Annotated in this window: 15 protein-coding genes; 10 read left to right on the top strand and 5 right to left on the bottom strand. The window is 56.8% G+C overall.

The window, feature by feature from the left end; all coding sequences use genetic code 11:
- Window positions 1–13 precede the first annotated feature (13 nt).
- Genes XMD517_RS04610 through XMD517_RS04565 form a run of 10 tightly spaced genes read left to right on the top strand, consistent with a single transcriptional unit; the run spans window position 14 to window position 5,314 of the window.
- Complete coding sequence (locus XMD517_RS04610) at window positions 14–946, top strand: TIGR02594 family protein (protein ID WP_173488306.1); 933 nt, start codon at window positions 14–16, stop codon at window positions 944–946.
- Window positions 943–1,200, top strand: coding sequence for a hypothetical protein (locus XMD517_RS04605; protein ID WP_173488305.1), 258 nt, complete (start codon window positions 943–945; stop codon window positions 1,198–1,200). Before XMD517_RS04610 ends, XMD517_RS04605 begins: the two co-directional genes overlap by 4 nt.
- Window positions 1,136–1,339: a hypothetical protein gene (locus XMD517_RS04600; protein ID WP_173488285.1), complete on the top strand. Its 204-nt coding sequence runs from the start codon at window positions 1,136–1,138 to the stop codon at window positions 1,337–1,339. The genes XMD517_RS04605 and XMD517_RS04600 overlap by 65 nt, the downstream gene beginning before the upstream one ends.
- Window positions 1,336–1,689: a hypothetical protein gene (locus tag XMD517_RS04595; RefSeq protein ID WP_173488304.1), complete on the top strand. Its 354-nt coding sequence runs from the start codon at window positions 1,336–1,338 to the stop codon at window positions 1,687–1,689. The genes XMD517_RS04600 and XMD517_RS04595 overlap by 4 nt, the downstream gene beginning before the upstream one ends.
- Window positions 1,686–1,892, top strand: a complete 207-nt coding sequence (locus tag XMD517_RS04590) for a hypothetical protein (protein ID WP_173486894.1) — start codon at window positions 1,686–1,688, stop codon at window positions 1,890–1,892. Before XMD517_RS04595 ends, XMD517_RS04590 begins: the two co-directional genes overlap by 4 nt.
- On the top strand, window positions 1,892–3,007 hold the full coding sequence (locus XMD517_RS04585) for a head decoration protein (protein WP_173488303.1): 1,116 nt from the start codon (window positions 1,892–1,894) through the stop codon (window positions 3,005–3,007). Before XMD517_RS04590 ends, XMD517_RS04585 begins: the two co-directional genes overlap by 1 nt.
- A gap of 47 nt (window positions 3,008–3,054) precedes the next feature.
- Entirely contained in the window at window positions 3,055–3,345 is a 291-nt protein-coding gene (locus XMD517_RS04580) for a hypothetical protein (protein WP_173488302.1), read from the top strand.
- A 3-nt stretch (window positions 3,346–3,348) separates the two neighbouring features.
- Window positions 3,349–4,128 (top strand): hypothetical protein, encoded by a 780-nt coding sequence (locus XMD517_RS04575; protein WP_173488301.1) that lies wholly within the window; start codon window positions 3,349–3,351, stop codon window positions 4,126–4,128.
- Window positions 4,129–4,139: 11 nt separating this feature from the next.
- Window positions 4,140–4,616 (top strand): hypothetical protein, encoded by a 477-nt coding sequence (locus XMD517_RS04570; RefSeq protein ID WP_173488300.1) that lies wholly within the window; start codon window positions 4,140–4,142, stop codon window positions 4,614–4,616.
- Window positions 4,613–5,314, top strand: coding sequence for a hypothetical protein (locus XMD517_RS04565; protein ID WP_173488299.1), 702 nt, complete (start codon window positions 4,613–4,615; stop codon window positions 5,312–5,314). Before XMD517_RS04570 ends, XMD517_RS04565 begins: the two co-directional genes overlap by 4 nt.
- Window positions 5,315–5,533: 219 nt before the next feature.
- Here XMD517_RS04565 and XMD517_RS04560 read toward each other — a convergent pair whose 3' ends face one another.
- Genes XMD517_RS04560 through XMD517_RS04540 form a run of 5 tightly spaced genes read right to left on the bottom strand, consistent with a single transcriptional unit; the run spans window position 5,534 to window position 15,770 of the window.
- Entirely contained in the window at window positions 5,534–8,302 is a 2,769-nt protein-coding gene (locus tag XMD517_RS04560) for a DEAD/DEAH box helicase (RefSeq protein ID WP_173488298.1), read from the bottom strand.
- Between the two features lie 2 nt (window positions 8,303–8,304).
- Entirely contained in the window at window positions 8,305–8,805 is a 501-nt protein-coding gene (locus XMD517_RS04555) for a hypothetical protein (protein WP_173488297.1), read from the bottom strand.
- A 2-nt stretch (window positions 8,806–8,807) separates the two neighbouring features.
- Window positions 8,808–12,023, bottom strand: a complete 3,216-nt coding sequence (locus XMD517_RS04550; RefSeq protein WP_173488296.1) for a DUF1156 domain-containing protein — start codon at window positions 12,021–12,023, stop codon at window positions 8,808–8,810.
- Between the two features lie 13 nt (window positions 12,024–12,036).
- Window positions 12,037–13,026, bottom strand: a complete 990-nt coding sequence (locus tag XMD517_RS04545; RefSeq protein WP_173488295.1) for a hypothetical protein — start codon at window positions 13,024–13,026, stop codon at window positions 12,037–12,039.
- On the bottom strand, window positions 13,026–15,770 hold the full coding sequence (locus XMD517_RS04540) for a DUF499 domain-containing protein (RefSeq protein WP_173488294.1): 2,745 nt from the start codon (window positions 15,768–15,770) through the stop codon (window positions 13,026–13,028). The genes XMD517_RS04545 and XMD517_RS04540 overlap by 1 nt, the downstream gene beginning before the upstream one ends.
- Window positions 15,771–15,777: the final 7 nt, after the last annotated feature.

Below are 15,777 nucleotides of genomic sequence, written 5' to 3'. Positions count from 1 at the left end.
ATGGGAGAGCATCATGACACCTTTTGAAATTGCCCGCGGGTATATCGGCACCACCGAGGGCCCGGGCCCCGCAAACAACCCCACCGTGATGGAGATGTACGCTTCGGTCGGTCATGATTGGGTGGAGCACGACAGCGTTGCCTGGTGTGCGGCTTTCGTCGGGCATTGTCTGGAGAAGGCCGGCATTCGCTCGACGCGCAAGCTGACCGCGCGGTCTTATCTCGATTGGGGCGTGCCAATTGAGATCGCGGACGCGCAGCCCGGTGATATCGGTGTGATCCCGCGGGGGTCTTCGAGCTGGCAAGGGCATGTGTTCTTCATCGATCGCATTGAGGGGGCATGGGTCTGGGGCCTTGGCGGCAATCAGTCTGATGCGGTGAATGTGAAACGCTATCCCGTCTCGAAGCTCTTGGGTGTCCGGCGGGCGGGGCATGTCGCGGCCTCAGCGAGGATGTCCGTCAAGGCCGTGCAGCGCCGCTTGAAAGATCTCGGATACCACGAGGTCGGCACCATCGACGGGGTGATCGGGCCACGTACCCGTGCTGCAATCCTCGCGTTCCGCGATGACGCGGCACTGCCGCTGGTGCCAATCATTGATGTGGCACTGGAAGAGGCTTTGGCCCTGGCGTCGCAACGAGCGGTCGCACCGGAACGGGCCGCGGGTGCACCCGAGGACAGCCGGATCGTGACGGCGGCGAATGCGCAAATAGGCCTCGGAGTTCTGGGGGCTGCAGGGTCCATCACCTCTCAGATCACACCAGCATTGCGTGAGGCCGAACAGGCCCGGGATACAGCATCGCGGATCTTCGCACTCGCAGGTCTTGAGGCGTGGCTGGCCGTTGCCTTGCCATGGATCGGGATAGCGATGTTCGTCGGTGTCATTCTCTATGGGTTGAAGGCGCGCTCCGCCCGCATTGAAGATCACCGGACAGGACGCACGCCATGATCAGCATCGTCCATGCGCTCCTGAGTGATCTCGGCAGGCGGGCTGTTCTTTACGGCGCGCTGGCTTTGGCGCTCCTCGCCGCCCTTTGGATCGCCGTCCGCCAGGGCCGCCAAGCCGCAGCGGCGAACTTTGCCATCCGCCGTGCCGATGCGCGGGTCAGATCCATGCAAACCTCAAAGGACATCCGCCATGACGTGCAAAACGCTGACCGCGCTGATCTTGAGCGCCGTGCTGACCGCTGGATGCGCGATTGATCCGGCTAGCATGTATGAGGATTGCGACTGGGCAGAGCCTATCCGCCCGTCGCGTCATGATGTTTTGAGCGACGTGACGCTTGCGCAGATCGTGGCGCATAACGAGGTCGGCGCACGGCTGTGCGGGTGGCGGCCATGACAACCACCACTGTCACGGAAGGCCCGGCCGTGCTGATCGGCTACGCATGGCGGCTGCAGATTGAGGCGGAAGCACCAGTCTTTGCCGAGGGCGCAAGTTATGCAGGGCAAATCCGTGAGCGCCCAAACGCGGAGGAGGTCTTGGCCACGCTCACCAGCGCCGATCACGGGATCATGCGTATCAGCGATACCGTGCTGGAACTGGCTTTGCGCCCGGAGCAAACAGCGGGTCTCGCGCTCGGACGTGTCGTTCTGGACCTGGTACGCACCGATCTCGCGCTCGATCTGCATCTGGGCTTTCTCTTGGAGCTGCCGGTCATCCTGCCGGTGACGCGCGGGCTTGCCTCATGAGTGCCGCCATCTCGCAAACAGGGCCCATCACAATCACCGCCCCCATCAAGGTCAGGGTGGTCACCGGGCCGTTGCGCATCCGCCTTGGCGGCCAGCCTGGCCCGGAGGGCAAGGTCGGTCCACCCGGTGACAAAGGCGATCAGGGCGATCCCGGCATCACCATCCTGCCCACCAACACACCTATCAACGGAGGCTTCTTCTGATGGCCAATACGATCCAGTTCAAACGCCGCCAGGCCGGCAATGCCGGCGCGCCCGCCGCGCTCAAATCCGGCGAGGTCGCCCATAACGAGGTCGACGACACGCTCTATATCGGAAAGGGCGATGACGGGTCAGGCAATGCCACAGCCATTGTGCCGCTGGCAGGCGCTGGCGGGTTTGTGGCCCGGGCGGGTAGCCAGACGATCGGTGGCGCGAAAACATTCTCGCTGGTGCCCAAGTCGAGCCAGGACGCCAGCAGCAGCACCGATCTTGTGCGCAAATCGCAGTTCGATGCGGGGCTTGCGGGCAAAGCGGCGGCCACCCACGGTCATGCGATCTCCGAGGTGAGCGGGTTGCAGTCCGCTCTTGATGGGAAATCCCCCGATAGCCACAGTCACGGCATCTCGGATGTGACCGGGTTGCAGGCGGCGTTGAACGTAAAAGCGCCTCTGACATCACCAGCACTGACTGGCACACCCACAGCACCCACGGCAACAGGCGGGACCAACACGACCCAGCTGGCAACGACAGCCTTCGTGCAAACCGCGCTGGCGGGCTTTGGCGCTGGGGATATGCTCAAATCTACCTATGACAGCGACAATGACGGCAAGGTCGACGCAGCTGAGGCGGCAGACAGCGTGCCTTGGGCTGGTGTGACCGGCAAACCGTCAACCTTTGCACCAGCGGCGCATAGCCATGCCATCTCGCAAGTCAGCGGCTTACAGGCTGCGATTGATGGCAAAGCAGGACTAGCCTCGCCTGCCTTTACCGGCACGCCAAGCGCACCCACGGCATCCAGCGGCACCAATACAACCCAGATCGCGAGCACCGCTTTTGTCCAAGCGGCCATCGCCGCACTGATTGATGCTGCCCCCGGCGCGCTGAACACCTTGAATGAGTTGGCCGCTGCCTTGGGCGATGATCCAAACTTCGCAAGCACCGTGACCAATGGGCTGGCCGGCAAACTGGCCGCAAGTTCCAACCTCGCAGACCTGCCCAATAAGGGCACCGCGCGGTCCAATCTGGGGCTCGGCTCGCTTGCAACGCAAGCAGCAAACGCAGTGGCCATCACCGGCGGAAGCATTACCGGCATCGCGCTTGATGGCGGCACGTTCTGATCCGCTTTGATCCTTCCCTCACATGAGGCTGAACCGCAGGAGGTCCCATGGCCAGCACAATCCGTATGAAACGATCCGCCATTGCCACAAAGGTGCCAACCACGGCGCAGCTGGATCTGGGCGAGTTGGCGATCAACACCCGCGACGGTAAGCTGTTTCTTAAACGCGTCGACGGCAGCGAGGAGATCATTGAGGTCGGCGCCCGTTGGGGCGCATTTACGGCCCATGCCGCGGGATCAAGCCTGACCTTCCGCTACAATGGTACCGACGTCATGACGCTCGATGGTTCTGGAAATTTGACCGTTCTGGGCGATGTCACCGCCTTTGGGAGCCTGTGATCCATGGCGCTTCCATCGACAGGACCGATCTCGCTGAGCCAGGTGAACACCGAGCTCGGCCGCACCGCTGGCGCCACGGTCTCGCTCGGGGACGCAGGAGTGCGCGGGCTTGCAGGTGTGGCCAATGGTGCCATCGGGCTCGGCACGCTGCGCGGCAAATCTGCCCAGTTCACGCACACGATCACTAGCCATCAGCAGGAGCTGCACCTGCGCACATATCTGCAAGCGCAGGGCTGGGATGGCACGAGTAAGGTCGAAGTAACGGTGGCCGCGGGCATTTACATCTGGTCGGATAACACCACGATCCCGGCCCTCGACATGGGCGGGGCCTTCCCCGGCGGGCTGACGCTGGTCAACCGCGGATTTATCATGGGGAAAGGTGGCGACGGAGGCTATCAGCTTGCCGACCGCACCAGCTATGTCGCGCCGACGTCAGGTGGTCCTGCGATTGGTCTGACCGGCCCGATCACCATTGATAATGCCACCGGGTATATTGGCGGCGGCGGTGGCGGAGGGGCTGCGGCAACCGGCAGCCCCCTCGCTTTCTTCACCACGCCCGTACACAGCCCCGGTGGCGGTGGTGCTGGTGGTGGCCGCGGCGGGGCCATGCCTTATGGCAATACATCAAGTCTTGTGATGGGCGCCCTTGGCCTCGGTGGTGCGATCGGCCAGCCTGGATCAGTGGCAACAAATTCCAACAACTGGGCTGGCGCAACCATCCCGAGCCATGGCGGAGCCGGGGGTGCGGCCGGCGCCGGCGCCACAGCCGGTGGCGGTATTTAGGAGGATAAAAAATGGGCAGTGGCAGTGGTGGAGGTCCGCTCAAAATTGGTGGCATCTCGGGTCAGGGTGGTGGACGCATTCTGCCGGGCACCAGTGGTGGTGTTGGAGAACTGATCGCGAATGCCAGCCGGCTGAGTATAACTGTGGTGGCTGGTCAGCCGGACTATCGACCGACCCCTCCTTTTGGGGCCGCGTTCGATACGGTGTTTGCAGCACCTGGCGGCGGGCCGGGGCAGCCCGGCAAAGGCGATGCGTTTGTGGTTTATGTCAACTTAAATACCTCTGATAACTCGACGTCCCCCGTGACAGCGACGTCTGGTGGTGGGGGTGGATGGGGTGCTGCGGGTGGTTCTGGAACGCAAACAATTGATTTTGCCACCCAGAAAGGCGGCAACCTCGGCGCCGCAGGCGGCAAGGCCATTAAAACAAACGGGCATGCGGTGACCTGGCTGGGCGGGTCAGATCGGGCATATGGAGCAGTTGGATGAAAACGTCCCTACAATTCTTTAAAGACATGGGCGTCTGTGACGGCGCCTATGCCGTGCTTGAACGCGTGTTTGCGCAGGCCGGCGTGACCGAGTTCGATTACGCACAAGGCTATCAGCTGATGCTCGGCATGATGGATCAGCTTGAAGTTGAGGCGACCCAAAGCGGTGAACCCGGCCATAACACCGCCCAGGGCTGGCTCCAGTGGTGCTACGACTTGCGCGGCCGCCCCGAGGCCATCATGTATTTTGGGGATCATATAGAAGAGGACGTATTCCGCACGGCCGATGGGCAGTTGCATGAAAGCCTGGCCGCGGCCCAGGATTATGATCGGCGCCGCTACGCTGAATTGCGGCTGGACCATTCCGCGGCGCGCGTGATCAACGGTGTGCGGTTCGGCGAGGGCGGCGCAGAGACCTGGGAGGTGGTGGATCCAGCGCATGATGATCTTGCGGGTTTTGAGGCATTCGTCTGGCATGACAGCACCACGGGGTTGAACCATCGGACCGAAAGTGCGGTTGAGGCTGCCAAGTTTGATGCCGAGCAGGCGAAGGTCTTGGATGCGATTGAGGCCGCAGAGCAAGCGGCGCGGATTGAGCGCAGGGTCAGTGATGAGAGTGGGGCGTTTGGCGCTTGGGTCGTGGCCGTGAATGGCAGTTCAACGCCGGATTCTGGAAGCGGCGGCTCGCCGTTCTCGTAATCGGGGCGAGTTGGTTGGCGGGCTGCGCGACGGCGGGTTTTGAAGCGACCGGCTCGGCGGCATGTCCGCCGGTCGTGGAATACTTCGGGAAATTCGGAATCGAGCGACGGAGGAACTCGCTCTGCTGCCGGAAAGATCGGCTGTCGTCGAGATGATGGGGGACTACGCTGTTTTGAGGGCGCAACTCCTTATTTGCCTACCGCAATAGGCATATATTTATTAACAAAACTCAACATAGCCAATCAGTTCTGCAGAATAGCTTCCATCACCACTGGCCGCGCCTTTGTGCTTCAGTTCCCTCTGCAGAGTAGGCTCAACATGCCGGTGAAAAAGTTCAAGACGTTGTTCAATACTCATGATGGGAGGCAAAGTTTTTGCGCGAAGAACAGCTTCTACCTGGCGTTCAGCGGCCGGTATCCGTTGCCCATCCAGATTCACGGCAATAGGTTGAATCGTAGTTTTCCGCTCTCCCGCGCTATTCGAAGCCTCAACCATCCAAACCGAGAGAACCCCCTGACCAAAATCTCCACCATCTAAAGAGACGCCTAACTCTTCGGGAGTGACACTGCGCCAGCGGCCCAATTCTTCTTGGACGACCGGATGATCCAATCCCAAAAGGTCGAAGTCATCGCTTGTCGTAGCTGTTTCTCGGTTGAGGGTGAACCTTTTCTGGCGGGCTCCGTCTGCTCCAATAAGGTCCAACGTTTGCTCATCAACCATGACTACGTTGAGGTTGCGTCCTGCGAATGCTGTTGAGAGAAAATCGACCAAGCGCCCCAAACCAGACGTGACATCGGAAAAGGGCTTGTAGTCATCCAAGCTGAAGCCATCGAGATCTTGGAACAGATCAAATACCACCTCCCTCGCTTCGCGCGCATTGGCCAAAGCGGCCTCCAATTCCACGGCCGTCCTCTTCAGCTCCGGATCGCCCAACGCCTCCTGATACAAGCGGTCGTAATTCAACCGCTCGGAGAGCTGTCCAAGTATTTGCGATCGAAGATCTTCCGCCACATTCCCTTCGGCATCTACCTTGCCGAGAGTACGGGCAATTTCTTGAAGCTTATCGTCGAGCAGCAGAAAGATCCGTCCTTCAATCGTATCGGATAAGACGAGATTGTAGACCTGTGCGGTGTGCATTTGGCCGTATCGGTGAATTCGTCCGATCCGCTGCTCCATGTCCATCGGGTTCCAAGGGAGATCAAAATTGAACAAGATGCGCGCGAATTGAAGATTGATTCCCTCCCTGCCTGCCGCCGTACAGACAAGCACTCGAGGACCATTCTTCTGTTTGAAGCGACGCTCGGCGGCGACTTTTGCGCCATGATCGCCACCTCGTAGCACCGCGACGCCTTGCCCTGGGTATACTTCTTCGATTTCGCGGGCGAGGAGATCAACGGTGCCTAGGTATGTGGCGAAGATCACGATTTTCTCGTTGGAGTTCTGCCTCCAAAGAACACCAAGGCCATCCAGCAGTTTCTGAACTTTGGTCTCGCGTTGGCTTGGGAAACAAGAAAGCAGATCGGCGATGCGTAACCGCTCTTCAGGCAGATGAAGTTCTACCGCAGCGGACGCTATGTCTTCGATATGAGACGAGGCAAATTCGCTGCCATACGGGTCGGAAGCCATTTCAAGTGCTTCTTCGTCCAGCTTCTTCGCCAATCGGTACTTCAAATCCGCCATCACCCGGTCAACTTCACTTCGGCTGATCGGATCCCGCTCTAATCCCCATTCTGCGTGGATTAATTCTCGGGCTTCGTCGTAGAGACGTTCCCGACCTTCAATGTCCAGCTCTCGGTCGCGTAGCAGTGCTTCGTGCAAAGTAAGCATCAGCATCCTGCGCTTTAGCGTCCTTCGCACGGCTGCAAAACTTGATGCTGCAATCTTTTGGAAGATCGCCATCAGGAATCCAAGCGCACGACCTTGATTTCCTTGCCGCTTCGCTAAATCGAAACCATCCTCTAAGTACTCTCTTAGCTTTTCGTAAAACCTGCGTTCTTCTTCTCCCATCAGGAAAGACTCGGTGTGCACCCAGCGACGCGCAAACAAGGCATCTCCGTCTGGTTTGCACGCGTCTGCCTTTGTTCTCCTGAACATCACGGTATTCAAGCGATGACGGTTCTCAAGCATATCCTCGGGATTGTTGAAAAGCGTTGGATTTAACAATTGGACCAACATCCAGAACTGAAAGTGGTTGCCTTGGTGTGGTGTTGCAGAGAGCAAAAGAAGGTCTCGGGTATGGCCTTTTAGAGCTTCACCAAGCTTATAGTTCTCGGTCTTTCTGACCTTTCCACCCGTGCGATGCGCCGTCAGATGGTGGGCTTCATCAAAAACAACCAGGTCCCATCGAGGCGCGTCGAGAAGCCGCTTGATACGTGCGGGACGTTTTAACGTATCGATGCTGGCAATCAGCCGGTCATGTTTGGCGAATGCGTTTGTCTTTCGGTCCGTAATATCACCCTCGGAGCCGAACACCTCGAAATCAAGATTGAAAACGTCATTCAATTCCTCATGCCAGTTGTTTACCAGTCCTGCAGGAACCACCATGAGGGCTCGATCCAATTCACCTCTACTGGCCAGCTCTCTAAGGACTAGCGCAGTTTCAATGGTCTTACCGAGGCCAACCTCATCGGCAATTAGAAATCGTCGGGGGGAGGCTGTTGCGATCCGGTGCGTCAGAACAACCTGGTGGGGCAGCAGATCAATCCTTGCTGAGGTAAGTGCTGAGGCGCTCTCCATCGCGGGCAAAGCATGTGCCTCATAGGACAGCCAAACCTTCTTCGCCCGATCAGCAGTTCCTTCGACAGATCGCAGAATGCGCTCGGTTCGCGACAGTTCGCGATGGATGCTGGCGACGGGTACGCGGCGCTCACCACCGCTGAAGAATGCGCGCAGATAGCCGTCCCTGGGCGCTTCCAGAACGACGCCTGCGCCATGATCCGAGTGGTTGATCCGTTCGCCGGGGGAGTATGTGATCTCTTCAACTTGCATGCTCAGGTGATCCGCAGGTGAAAGAGCCCGGCAGGCTTGTTGCCATTCGCGAGGATGATTTCCTGTGGGTATTCCCGTGCTTCGCCCCACAGCAGTCGGCCGAAATCCAGCGTTTCCCCTCCGAAAGGTGCTGAGCATTTCCAGGTGACAGCATCGTTCGCCGTTTGAATCTGCAGCCGCCGCTGACTACCGGGGAGCCAGAACACCAGTGCTCCATCACCTTGATAGAAGTCCTGAAAGGACAGGATGACGTGCTTGAGCGTGTCCGCGAGCCATTCTTCAGCATTCGTCGGTGACAACAGATCGAGGCAGGCATCGAGGCCCGCAACAACCAGCGTGTTCCCGTCATTGCTGGGCAGTTCGTCAGGCCAGTTGTTCGACGCGCGGATCATTTCACGGAGGCTGAAAACCTCTCCGGCCTTGGTGACCTCGGAGAAGGCGTCGTTCTCCCAGATCCAGCTTACGCCGCGCCGTTGCCAAACCGTGTCATGCAGCTGCTTCATGGTCAGTCCTCCTGAAACAGGGACAGCTGCCGGACCTGGTCTTTGTTGCTGGCGGCCCAGTTGTTGTAGATGGTCAGGGCCCGTGACGCAGCGTTTCGCATCGATTGCGTCTGACCCCGCTTGCTCAGCCATTCGAGCAGGCTTTTCAGGGCGGGGTGTGGCTTGAAGTTTTCGTTCTTCAGCGTGTCCGATGCATTGATGCCGCTGCCGTCATAGCATGCGCCAATGATCACTAACGCCTGATCAAGATCGGCGGTCAGACGACGACGGTGCTTGCCCTGCCAATCGCGGGCGAAATCCAGCGGATCAGCGAGGTGGAACACCTTCTTCACCTCGCCGCACCAGCCTCGGTTGACGAATTCGTCCGGCGCGATACCGGAACCGCGCAGCAGTTTCTGCATTTGGTCGCGGGCGAGCTCGGTCTTGCCATCGAAGATGCGCAGGAACTGCCGGGTGATGGGTTCTGCGATGACAGGAGGTGGTTCCGAGGCCTTGTTGGCATCTTCGTCAATCAGCTGGTTGATGCCGACCAAAGCGTCCTTGACCGAGATCGGGCGGCCTTCGTCGACGTAAACCTTGCCGTAGTGGCGCGAGAAGTATTCAAGCGCCTTGCCGCGACGGATCACCTGAAGGTCGGCGGCGGGCAGACCAGCACGGGCGTGATTTTCGAGCAAGCCTTGAAGCTGGCGCACATCGGCTAGGACCTCACGGCGCATACGGCCCCAGCTGACTTCCTTGGGCTCTTCAGTGCGCTTTCGACAAACATGAATGATGTCATATTCGATCTGTTGAGAACCGAAGGTTCCCGGCTTGCTACCTTCACCTTTGGTCTCGTCACTACGGATCGGGTAAGTCGCTTCCAGATAGAAACCGGCGTCAAACAAAGATTCCAGTACAGATATCCAAGGCGCATCAGCACTGTGATGAAAGGTAAATGCCAACATGCCACCGGGTTTGAGGACCCGATTCGCCTCTGCCCAGCAAGCGGTCAGCAAGCGCTGATAGAAACCGTCTGGGTCTTCAGGCTCACGGGCTCTGTTGGAAACAGCTTCCATCGATTTCGGAGTATACTCTGGAGAAAATACTTCCGGGTACTTCTCTCTCAGAGGCAAGCGGAGCCAAACATAAAAGAAATCAGATAGCTCTGAGTAGTGTAAAAGACCCCCGAATGGAGGGTCTGTTATAACTAAATCCAATGAGCCGTCCTCATAATGGGAAAGTTCGGTCGATGATGACTGAAATATTTCAGCACCATTTACCGGGTCTTGAGGGTAAGCTTTCTCAGATTTACCAGAGATTTCCTCAGCTAGTATTGGGCTTGTAATTGAAATATTAGCTTTAGAGGCAGTCTCCCAAGGGTTTTTCTGCCATTCCAATGTGGCGCCCAAAGATTTCTTACAGCCATGCCAGTTCCCCCGGCCAAATGGCGCAAAAGCGTTGTTTTCGACCACCGTTGCTTTCGGGTGAAAGTTATTATTGGAAAACATCGGCTCAAGTTGGTCCGCTTGAGTATTCCAAATTGTGAACATACACTGATTGCGGATATACTGCTGAAAGATACTCAGAACATACTCACGTACTGACCAATCAAAATCACCAACTTCGCAAATTGATTTCAGCAAAATGGCATTGGTTAACAATTGTCTTTCATTAAACATTGTAAACCAGTGTGTATATCCGTGGTTCGGAATGCCTCCATTGTTTAGATGGGTCATGAACCCGTATGGAACTTCTGATCGTGGCCAATACTGGGATAGAGAGGTATCTTTCAATTTGGCCCACTCTTCAATGACTGCAGCATATTGACGAGCTTGAAGGGCTGAAAAAGGTGCGAAAAATCTACCAGAATATACAGATTTTCGGCTAGGCGAGTGTCCATGAAATGCGTAAGAGCCGGTCGGCCCTGTTTTTTCCGTTGCACTAATCGATTTCAGAACGTCTTGTGACGTTCCACACTTTTGACAGGTGAAGGTTGACTTCTTAGGAACGGTTCCTCCTTTCTTTCCTGTGGAAAAGTTCAAACCAGTTTTCGGACAGGTCACTGTTTCTGGTAGCTGACCTCGCACTTCCATAAGCCCGGAATGTTTGGATCTTTCACTGTTCCAAGCTGCGGTGGACTTAGCCTCGTCTTGAGGTGAGCCTCCGAATTCTGAGCCGTCAGGCGCCTTACAGGGGCTGCCAGCCAACCATTCTGGGAGAACTAGCAGAGAGAGTTGGACGCTTTTATTCTTGCCCTTGCCGAGCTTAACCATTTCGAGGTGACCGCAGGTTGGGCAAGTCGCGCAACCTTTGCAGTCAAGTATTGAGTAAGAGCCTTCTTCAGGTGCAGTTTGAAGGGGCACGTCAGGTGCCATCCGCGCCTCTGTTTCTTCTATGTCGAACTCCGCACTGCATGATGAGCAAGTGTGCGGCCAATATTTAACCGACATTTTTTTCACGGCCATTACAGGTGTGGTCATAATTGGTGTCCGATGGCCACATCCCGTCACCTGGCAAGGTCCATGTTTGGCCCAGAATGTATAGACTATTTCAGGGCCATCGTATTCGTAATCCTTCCTCTCCCCCGGCTTCAGTGCCAACGGGTCAAAATCTTGCCCCATCACTTCTCCGGTTGACTTATGCGTCCATGTCCCTTTTTCGCCGCTCGGACCGTCGCAATAGTAAAACGGCATGATCTGCGGCTTCACATCGGCTTCAACCTCGGCAAGCAACCGCTGAACTTCGTCCGGATCTATATCTGCCAGTTCTTGTTTGACTACGAACCATGCCACAGGGTTCAGGTCGTTACCCGACATTTGCATTCCGAGGCGCGAACCCTCGACCAGTGTGGTGCCGCCGCCCATGAAGATGTCGGCGACCTTCAGATGCTTGAAGGCACCCTTTTTCTGGTGGTTGCTGTAGTGATTATCCCAAACTAGTTTCGCGGCATGAGACGGATCATCGGGAGCTCTGGTCGCGGCGGAAATCAACATTGAGCGGAAAACGCTGGGCTGCCTGCGGGCCCACCATTTAGACATTTGGTAAATCGGTTTTTTTGTACCGCCCGAAGAGGCTTCGATAGCAGACAAAGCATTTACATTCAAAATTGGAAAATCGACCTCGAGGCAGGTTTTCGGGCGGTTTGGATCGCTGAAATCCACTGTCTCCATCGCGACAGGCTTTCCTGCTCCAACGGCTCGGGCGACTTCTTGTGCAATGCGTTCTTTCTTCGTCGCCATGAGCGGTAAATCCTTACTTCGTCAATTCAATAAATGGGCAGAGCATCTCGAGCAGGGAGAGGCCGCCATGCGCCAGCGTCGGGTAGCCGCCCTGGCTCTTCCATTTCCAACGCCCGAGGGCCAGCAGGTGCGGGCCATGTGGGCTGTTGGCCTGAAGCGCGACCGGGGGAACAAAAGGCCCCGGGTCGTGATCGCCAGGCACAAGCCGACCGCTTTTCAGGGTGCTCTTCAAAAAAGCCGCCTGTTCGTCTGGGGCATCGAAAAATTCACCCGTTGCGGCGTAGCCGTGGTCAGACGTGATAAGGAGGCGGCGGCCCGTCGCCAAACGTTCCAAGAACGCCCAAAAGTCATCGCTGGTAAGCTGCGCGGAGATATCGTTCGTGAGAACGCTGAGGCCTTGTCCAGCCCCGGCGGTCGCGTGCAGCTTTGTATCGGGCCATTGATGCCAGAAAACCCAGTTGGGTGAAGCATCGATCAGGTCGCCGCAGTCCTTCCAGGGAAGGTCTATGCATTCGGTTTGCGCAGGCGCGAGCCGATGCAGCATGCCGCCACCGTTGTTCTGTAGCTGGCTGCGACTGTTAAAACCAAGCGCCTTGGCAAAAGCGTTCGTCTCACTCGGGATCTCCGCCCCATAGGCTGTAGAGCCGTGCAGGGTGAAGCCACGTTCCTTCGCTCCCTCAATGAGCCACGGCATTTCCCGCAAGCTGAGCCCGTCTAGGATCAAGACTGCTTTTTTGCTGTACGGCTTGGCCCACCAATCGCTGACCTGATCGGCGTTGCGGGGGACTACGTCTCCGAACGCTTCCCAAAGATCCCATGCGACTGATGACAGGAAATGGTCCAGCTCTCCAATCGAGCGGTCGCGACGTGTGACCTCGGCCGATGCACTGTTGACGCTCAAGGGGGCGCAGCAAGTCTCCAGCACGCGATCAATCACCGCTCGCCAAGCTTCTTCATCCGTCGCAATCGTCAGATCGCCGAGGTGCTGGGTGTCAAGCGCCATTAGCTATCCTCCTTGTCCAACGAAATCTCGAACGTCATGCCGTCAGGTAGCTTCTTCAGGAGCTCTTTGAGCTGCGCGCCGGTTGCAGTGGATACCTTCAGCGTCACTTCCTTCACCGGTGTTGCCGGGCCAATGCCCCAGCCTTCCATTTTTCCGATTAGATTGAGCGGCGAAGTGGGTGGGCTGAACAACGGTGTGCGCCCACCGCTGGTCCCGCCGCCGAAAATCCCGCCCGGGCTTGGCACCGGCGCTCCCCCAGGTTCGGCTGGTTCGGTCCCAGTAGGGCCATCCGAAGGCGGCTCGCCGCCTGCGCCGGGTCCTCCAAAGAGTCCCCCGGCCGGTGGATCACCAGCGGGCGGGGCTACTGGTGCGGATCCGCCTGTCGAAGGAACTGCGGATGGCTGCAGAAGGAAGACTTCGTCCAGTTGGCGCCCCGTTAATCCAAGTTTGGACCTTAGTCTTTTCCAAGCGGTATCTTCGTCTTCTCCTGCTTGAGCTTGCAGATATTCCATGCTCCGAAGATTGATTGCGACTTTCCCGCGTGCGCAAAGCCGAATGATCCTCTCTTTCATAGCGGTTTCACCAAGCCACGGAATGCAGTCTTGTCCAGAAGGGCGGGGTTCTTGTAGTTCTTTCAGCAGCTTTCCAACGGAGCTGTTGTTGTTCGCTGCCTCCAAGACCAAATCCTGGAAATCTTCGGGCACGAACAGATCGCTTGTCATTGCAGCTTCAATAGCATCAGGGATCTTTGAGCCTTGTTCTTTAAGCGATTCAATGCTGAAAACACATTGCGACGTATCGGAAAAGTTCCACCGGTGCAGGACGGCAAAGCGATCGAATCGTTTTTTTAGGATGTCGCGGAGCTCGCCTTGGTACTTCGTCTGCAGCTTTCGATACTCCGGGTTTTGCGAACCCCACTCCTGAGCTTTCATTTCTGCGCGAGCGAGAATAAGCAGGTCCCTGTCATAAAAGGCGTTTGTGAACCCTGAGCGTGGTAGCAAGAAACGAACTGTGTTGCGCCGCTTCTGAAGGTGTTCCTTCAGCCATTGACCCAGACGTTCATTCAGACGATCAGGCTCTTCGGGCAAAACAAGGATGGGCAGTCTTTCGTCCCATTTGTCAGGATGCTCGCCTTCCTCGAGACCAGTCCATGGATCGGTCATCCAATTTCGCGGGAGGGCAATGACGCGGAAATTCTTTGCAACCTCCTCCGTGCCACCGATAACGTATCGGATTTCTTTCGCCAGCTGTACCAAGTCGGCGCCGCCGGTGAAGAGCTTGTCGTTCCGAGCGGACGCCATAACTTTGGCTTGAGGGTTCTCCTCTTCCTTGAAGACAAGACGCGTTCCATCCTGATGGATGTTGAAACTGTTCTCGATGATCGTCGCCAGTTCTACCTGAAAGGCGTTATCATCGATTTTTTTGGCTTTCGTGATATCCGCTTGAAGGACAGCGGGTTCCGCTCCCGCCAGGTTGCCCACTGCGATTGAACGCAGCCACAAAGCCCCAACGATATCCTCAAGGTGAGGCGCTTTGGCTATATGGTCTGGAACCGCTTCAACAACCGACGTCAGGTTTCGGCGCGCTTTATCGCGCAGGGCGCGATGCTGCTGATTTGCGACGGAGTCGAGCAAAGCGCCAATCCCGGTAGCATCATCGTTCAGCTTGAAATCTGCAGATGTCAGAATGGGCGTGCTCTCTCCGCCGCTTTTGAAAAGACTTGCCAAAATGCGGATCAAATCCCGTGTTTCTTGGGCGTCAGTCGCTACCAGAACCTGATCTTCAAGAAGCTGCAAAAGATGGGGGGCGAAAGGCCAAGATTCCTTGAAGTCATGCCGCTTTCGGTCCTGCTCAGCTGGAGGGATATTGAGCAGCCGGAAGAATTCAGAAACATGGGTTGTTAAAATTCCATCAACCGCCGCGTCTCCAATTTGGAGTCTGTTTTCGAACAGCCGGTGCAGCAGCATTCTACGGCGATCATTCTGTATCTTGTCAGGACTACCGCCCGCTCGAAAGTCTACCTGAACGGGGTTCACACGGTGTATCTGCTGATAGGCGTCACTGGTGCCGTTTCGAACAGAGACGACAAGAACAAGCAGGTCGGGATGTTCCTTCGCAATTTCGGACAAGATCTGAATGAAATTGAACGCCCAGTTCTTCCAGGGATATTGCTTGGTGTTAGTGAGCCCGTCGAACCAAGTCTGGAATTCATCCAGAAGGAGCATCATCGGGGTATGATGGAGGAGCTCAAGTATCAGTTGATCGGATGGGATGTCCGGCTTGGCCGATCCCATTCCTTCCCATTTCCCCTTGATATACGTTCCATGAGGATGGCGATCAAAAAGGATGTCCCATAGAAATTTATAACGCTGGCGATGTAGGCTCTCTCCGATCACCAGCATTTTTTCACGAAGCGGTATGGCACCTATTTGCGGATCACCAAGTTTGCCGGACCAATCCGACAACCATGCGTGGGTTGATGTAGGGTCATTTACAGTGTGGTATAAAGCCGCCATCAAGTGAGATTTACCGAGCCCACGTTCCCCGATCACAACAACAGGGCGGCCTTGACTTGGACCAACGGCCTCAATGCCCTTGAGAAGATCGAGGGTTGGGTACGTTATTTCCAAAAAGCTTTCCGCAAGTACCTGAGTAGCACCCGTATTCGACTCGTTGGAGAGTTCGATTGCCGTGCCCTTCAGGCGCCGCCCTAGGAACTCATCTCTTAATTTAAGCCCTAGCATCGAGGCC

The organism is Aliiroseovarius sp. xm-d-517 (genome assembly GCF_013283135.1).
Taxonomy (GTDB): Bacteria; Pseudomonadota; Alphaproteobacteria; order Rhodobacterales; family Rhodobacteraceae; genus Aliiroseovarius; species Aliiroseovarius crassostreae.
The sequence above is the reverse complement of the archived record's forward strand: the minus strand, read 5'-3'. Positions and strand labels throughout refer to the sequence as shown.

Coding starts and splice junctions, on each gene's coding strand:
- XMD517_RS04610 (WP_173488306.1), top strand. CDS start 14: ATGACACCTTTTGAAATTGCCCGCGGGTATATCGGCACCACCGAGGGC.
- XMD517_RS04605 (WP_173488305.1), top strand. CDS start 943: ATGATCAGCATCGTCCATGCGCTCCTGAGTGATCTCGGCAGGCGGGCT.
- XMD517_RS04600 (WP_173488285.1), top strand. CDS start 1,136: ATGACGTGCAAAACGCTGACCGCGCTGATCTTGAGCGCCGTGCTGACC.
- XMD517_RS04595 (WP_173488304.1), top strand. CDS start 1,336: ATGACAACCACCACTGTCACGGAAGGCCCGGCCGTGCTGATCGGCTAC.
- XMD517_RS04590 (WP_173486894.1), top strand. CDS start 1,686: ATGAGTGCCGCCATCTCGCAAACAGGGCCCATCACAATCACCGCCCCC.
- XMD517_RS04585 (WP_173488303.1), top strand. CDS start 1,892: ATGGCCAATACGATCCAGTTCAAACGCCGCCAGGCCGGCAATGCCGGC.
- XMD517_RS04580 (WP_173488302.1), top strand. CDS start 3,055: ATGGCCAGCACAATCCGTATGAAACGATCCGCCATTGCCACAAAGGTG.
- XMD517_RS04575 (WP_173488301.1), top strand. CDS start 3,349: ATGGCGCTTCCATCGACAGGACCGATCTCGCTGAGCCAGGTGAACACC.
- XMD517_RS04570 (WP_173488300.1), top strand. CDS start 4,140: ATGGGCAGTGGCAGTGGTGGAGGTCCGCTCAAAATTGGTGGCATCTCG.
- XMD517_RS04565 (WP_173488299.1), top strand. CDS start 4,613: ATGAAAACGTCCCTACAATTCTTTAAAGACATGGGCGTCTGTGACGGC.
- XMD517_RS04560 (WP_173488298.1), bottom strand. CDS start 8,302: ATGCAAGTTGAAGAGATCACATACTCCCCCGGCGAACGGATCAACCAC.
- XMD517_RS04555 (WP_173488297.1), bottom strand. CDS start 8,805: ATGAAGCAGCTGCATGACACGGTTTGGCAACGGCGCGGCGTAAGCTGG.
- XMD517_RS04550 (WP_173488296.1), bottom strand. CDS start 12,023: ATGGCGACGAAGAAAGAACGCATTGCACAAGAAGTCGCCCGAGCCGTT.
- XMD517_RS04545 (WP_173488295.1), bottom strand. CDS start 13,026: ATGGCGCTTGACACCCAGCACCTCGGCGATCTGACGATTGCGACGGAT.
- XMD517_RS04540 (WP_173488294.1), bottom strand. CDS start 15,770: ATGCTAGGGCTTAAATTAAGAGATGAGTTCCTAGGGCGGCGCCTGAAG.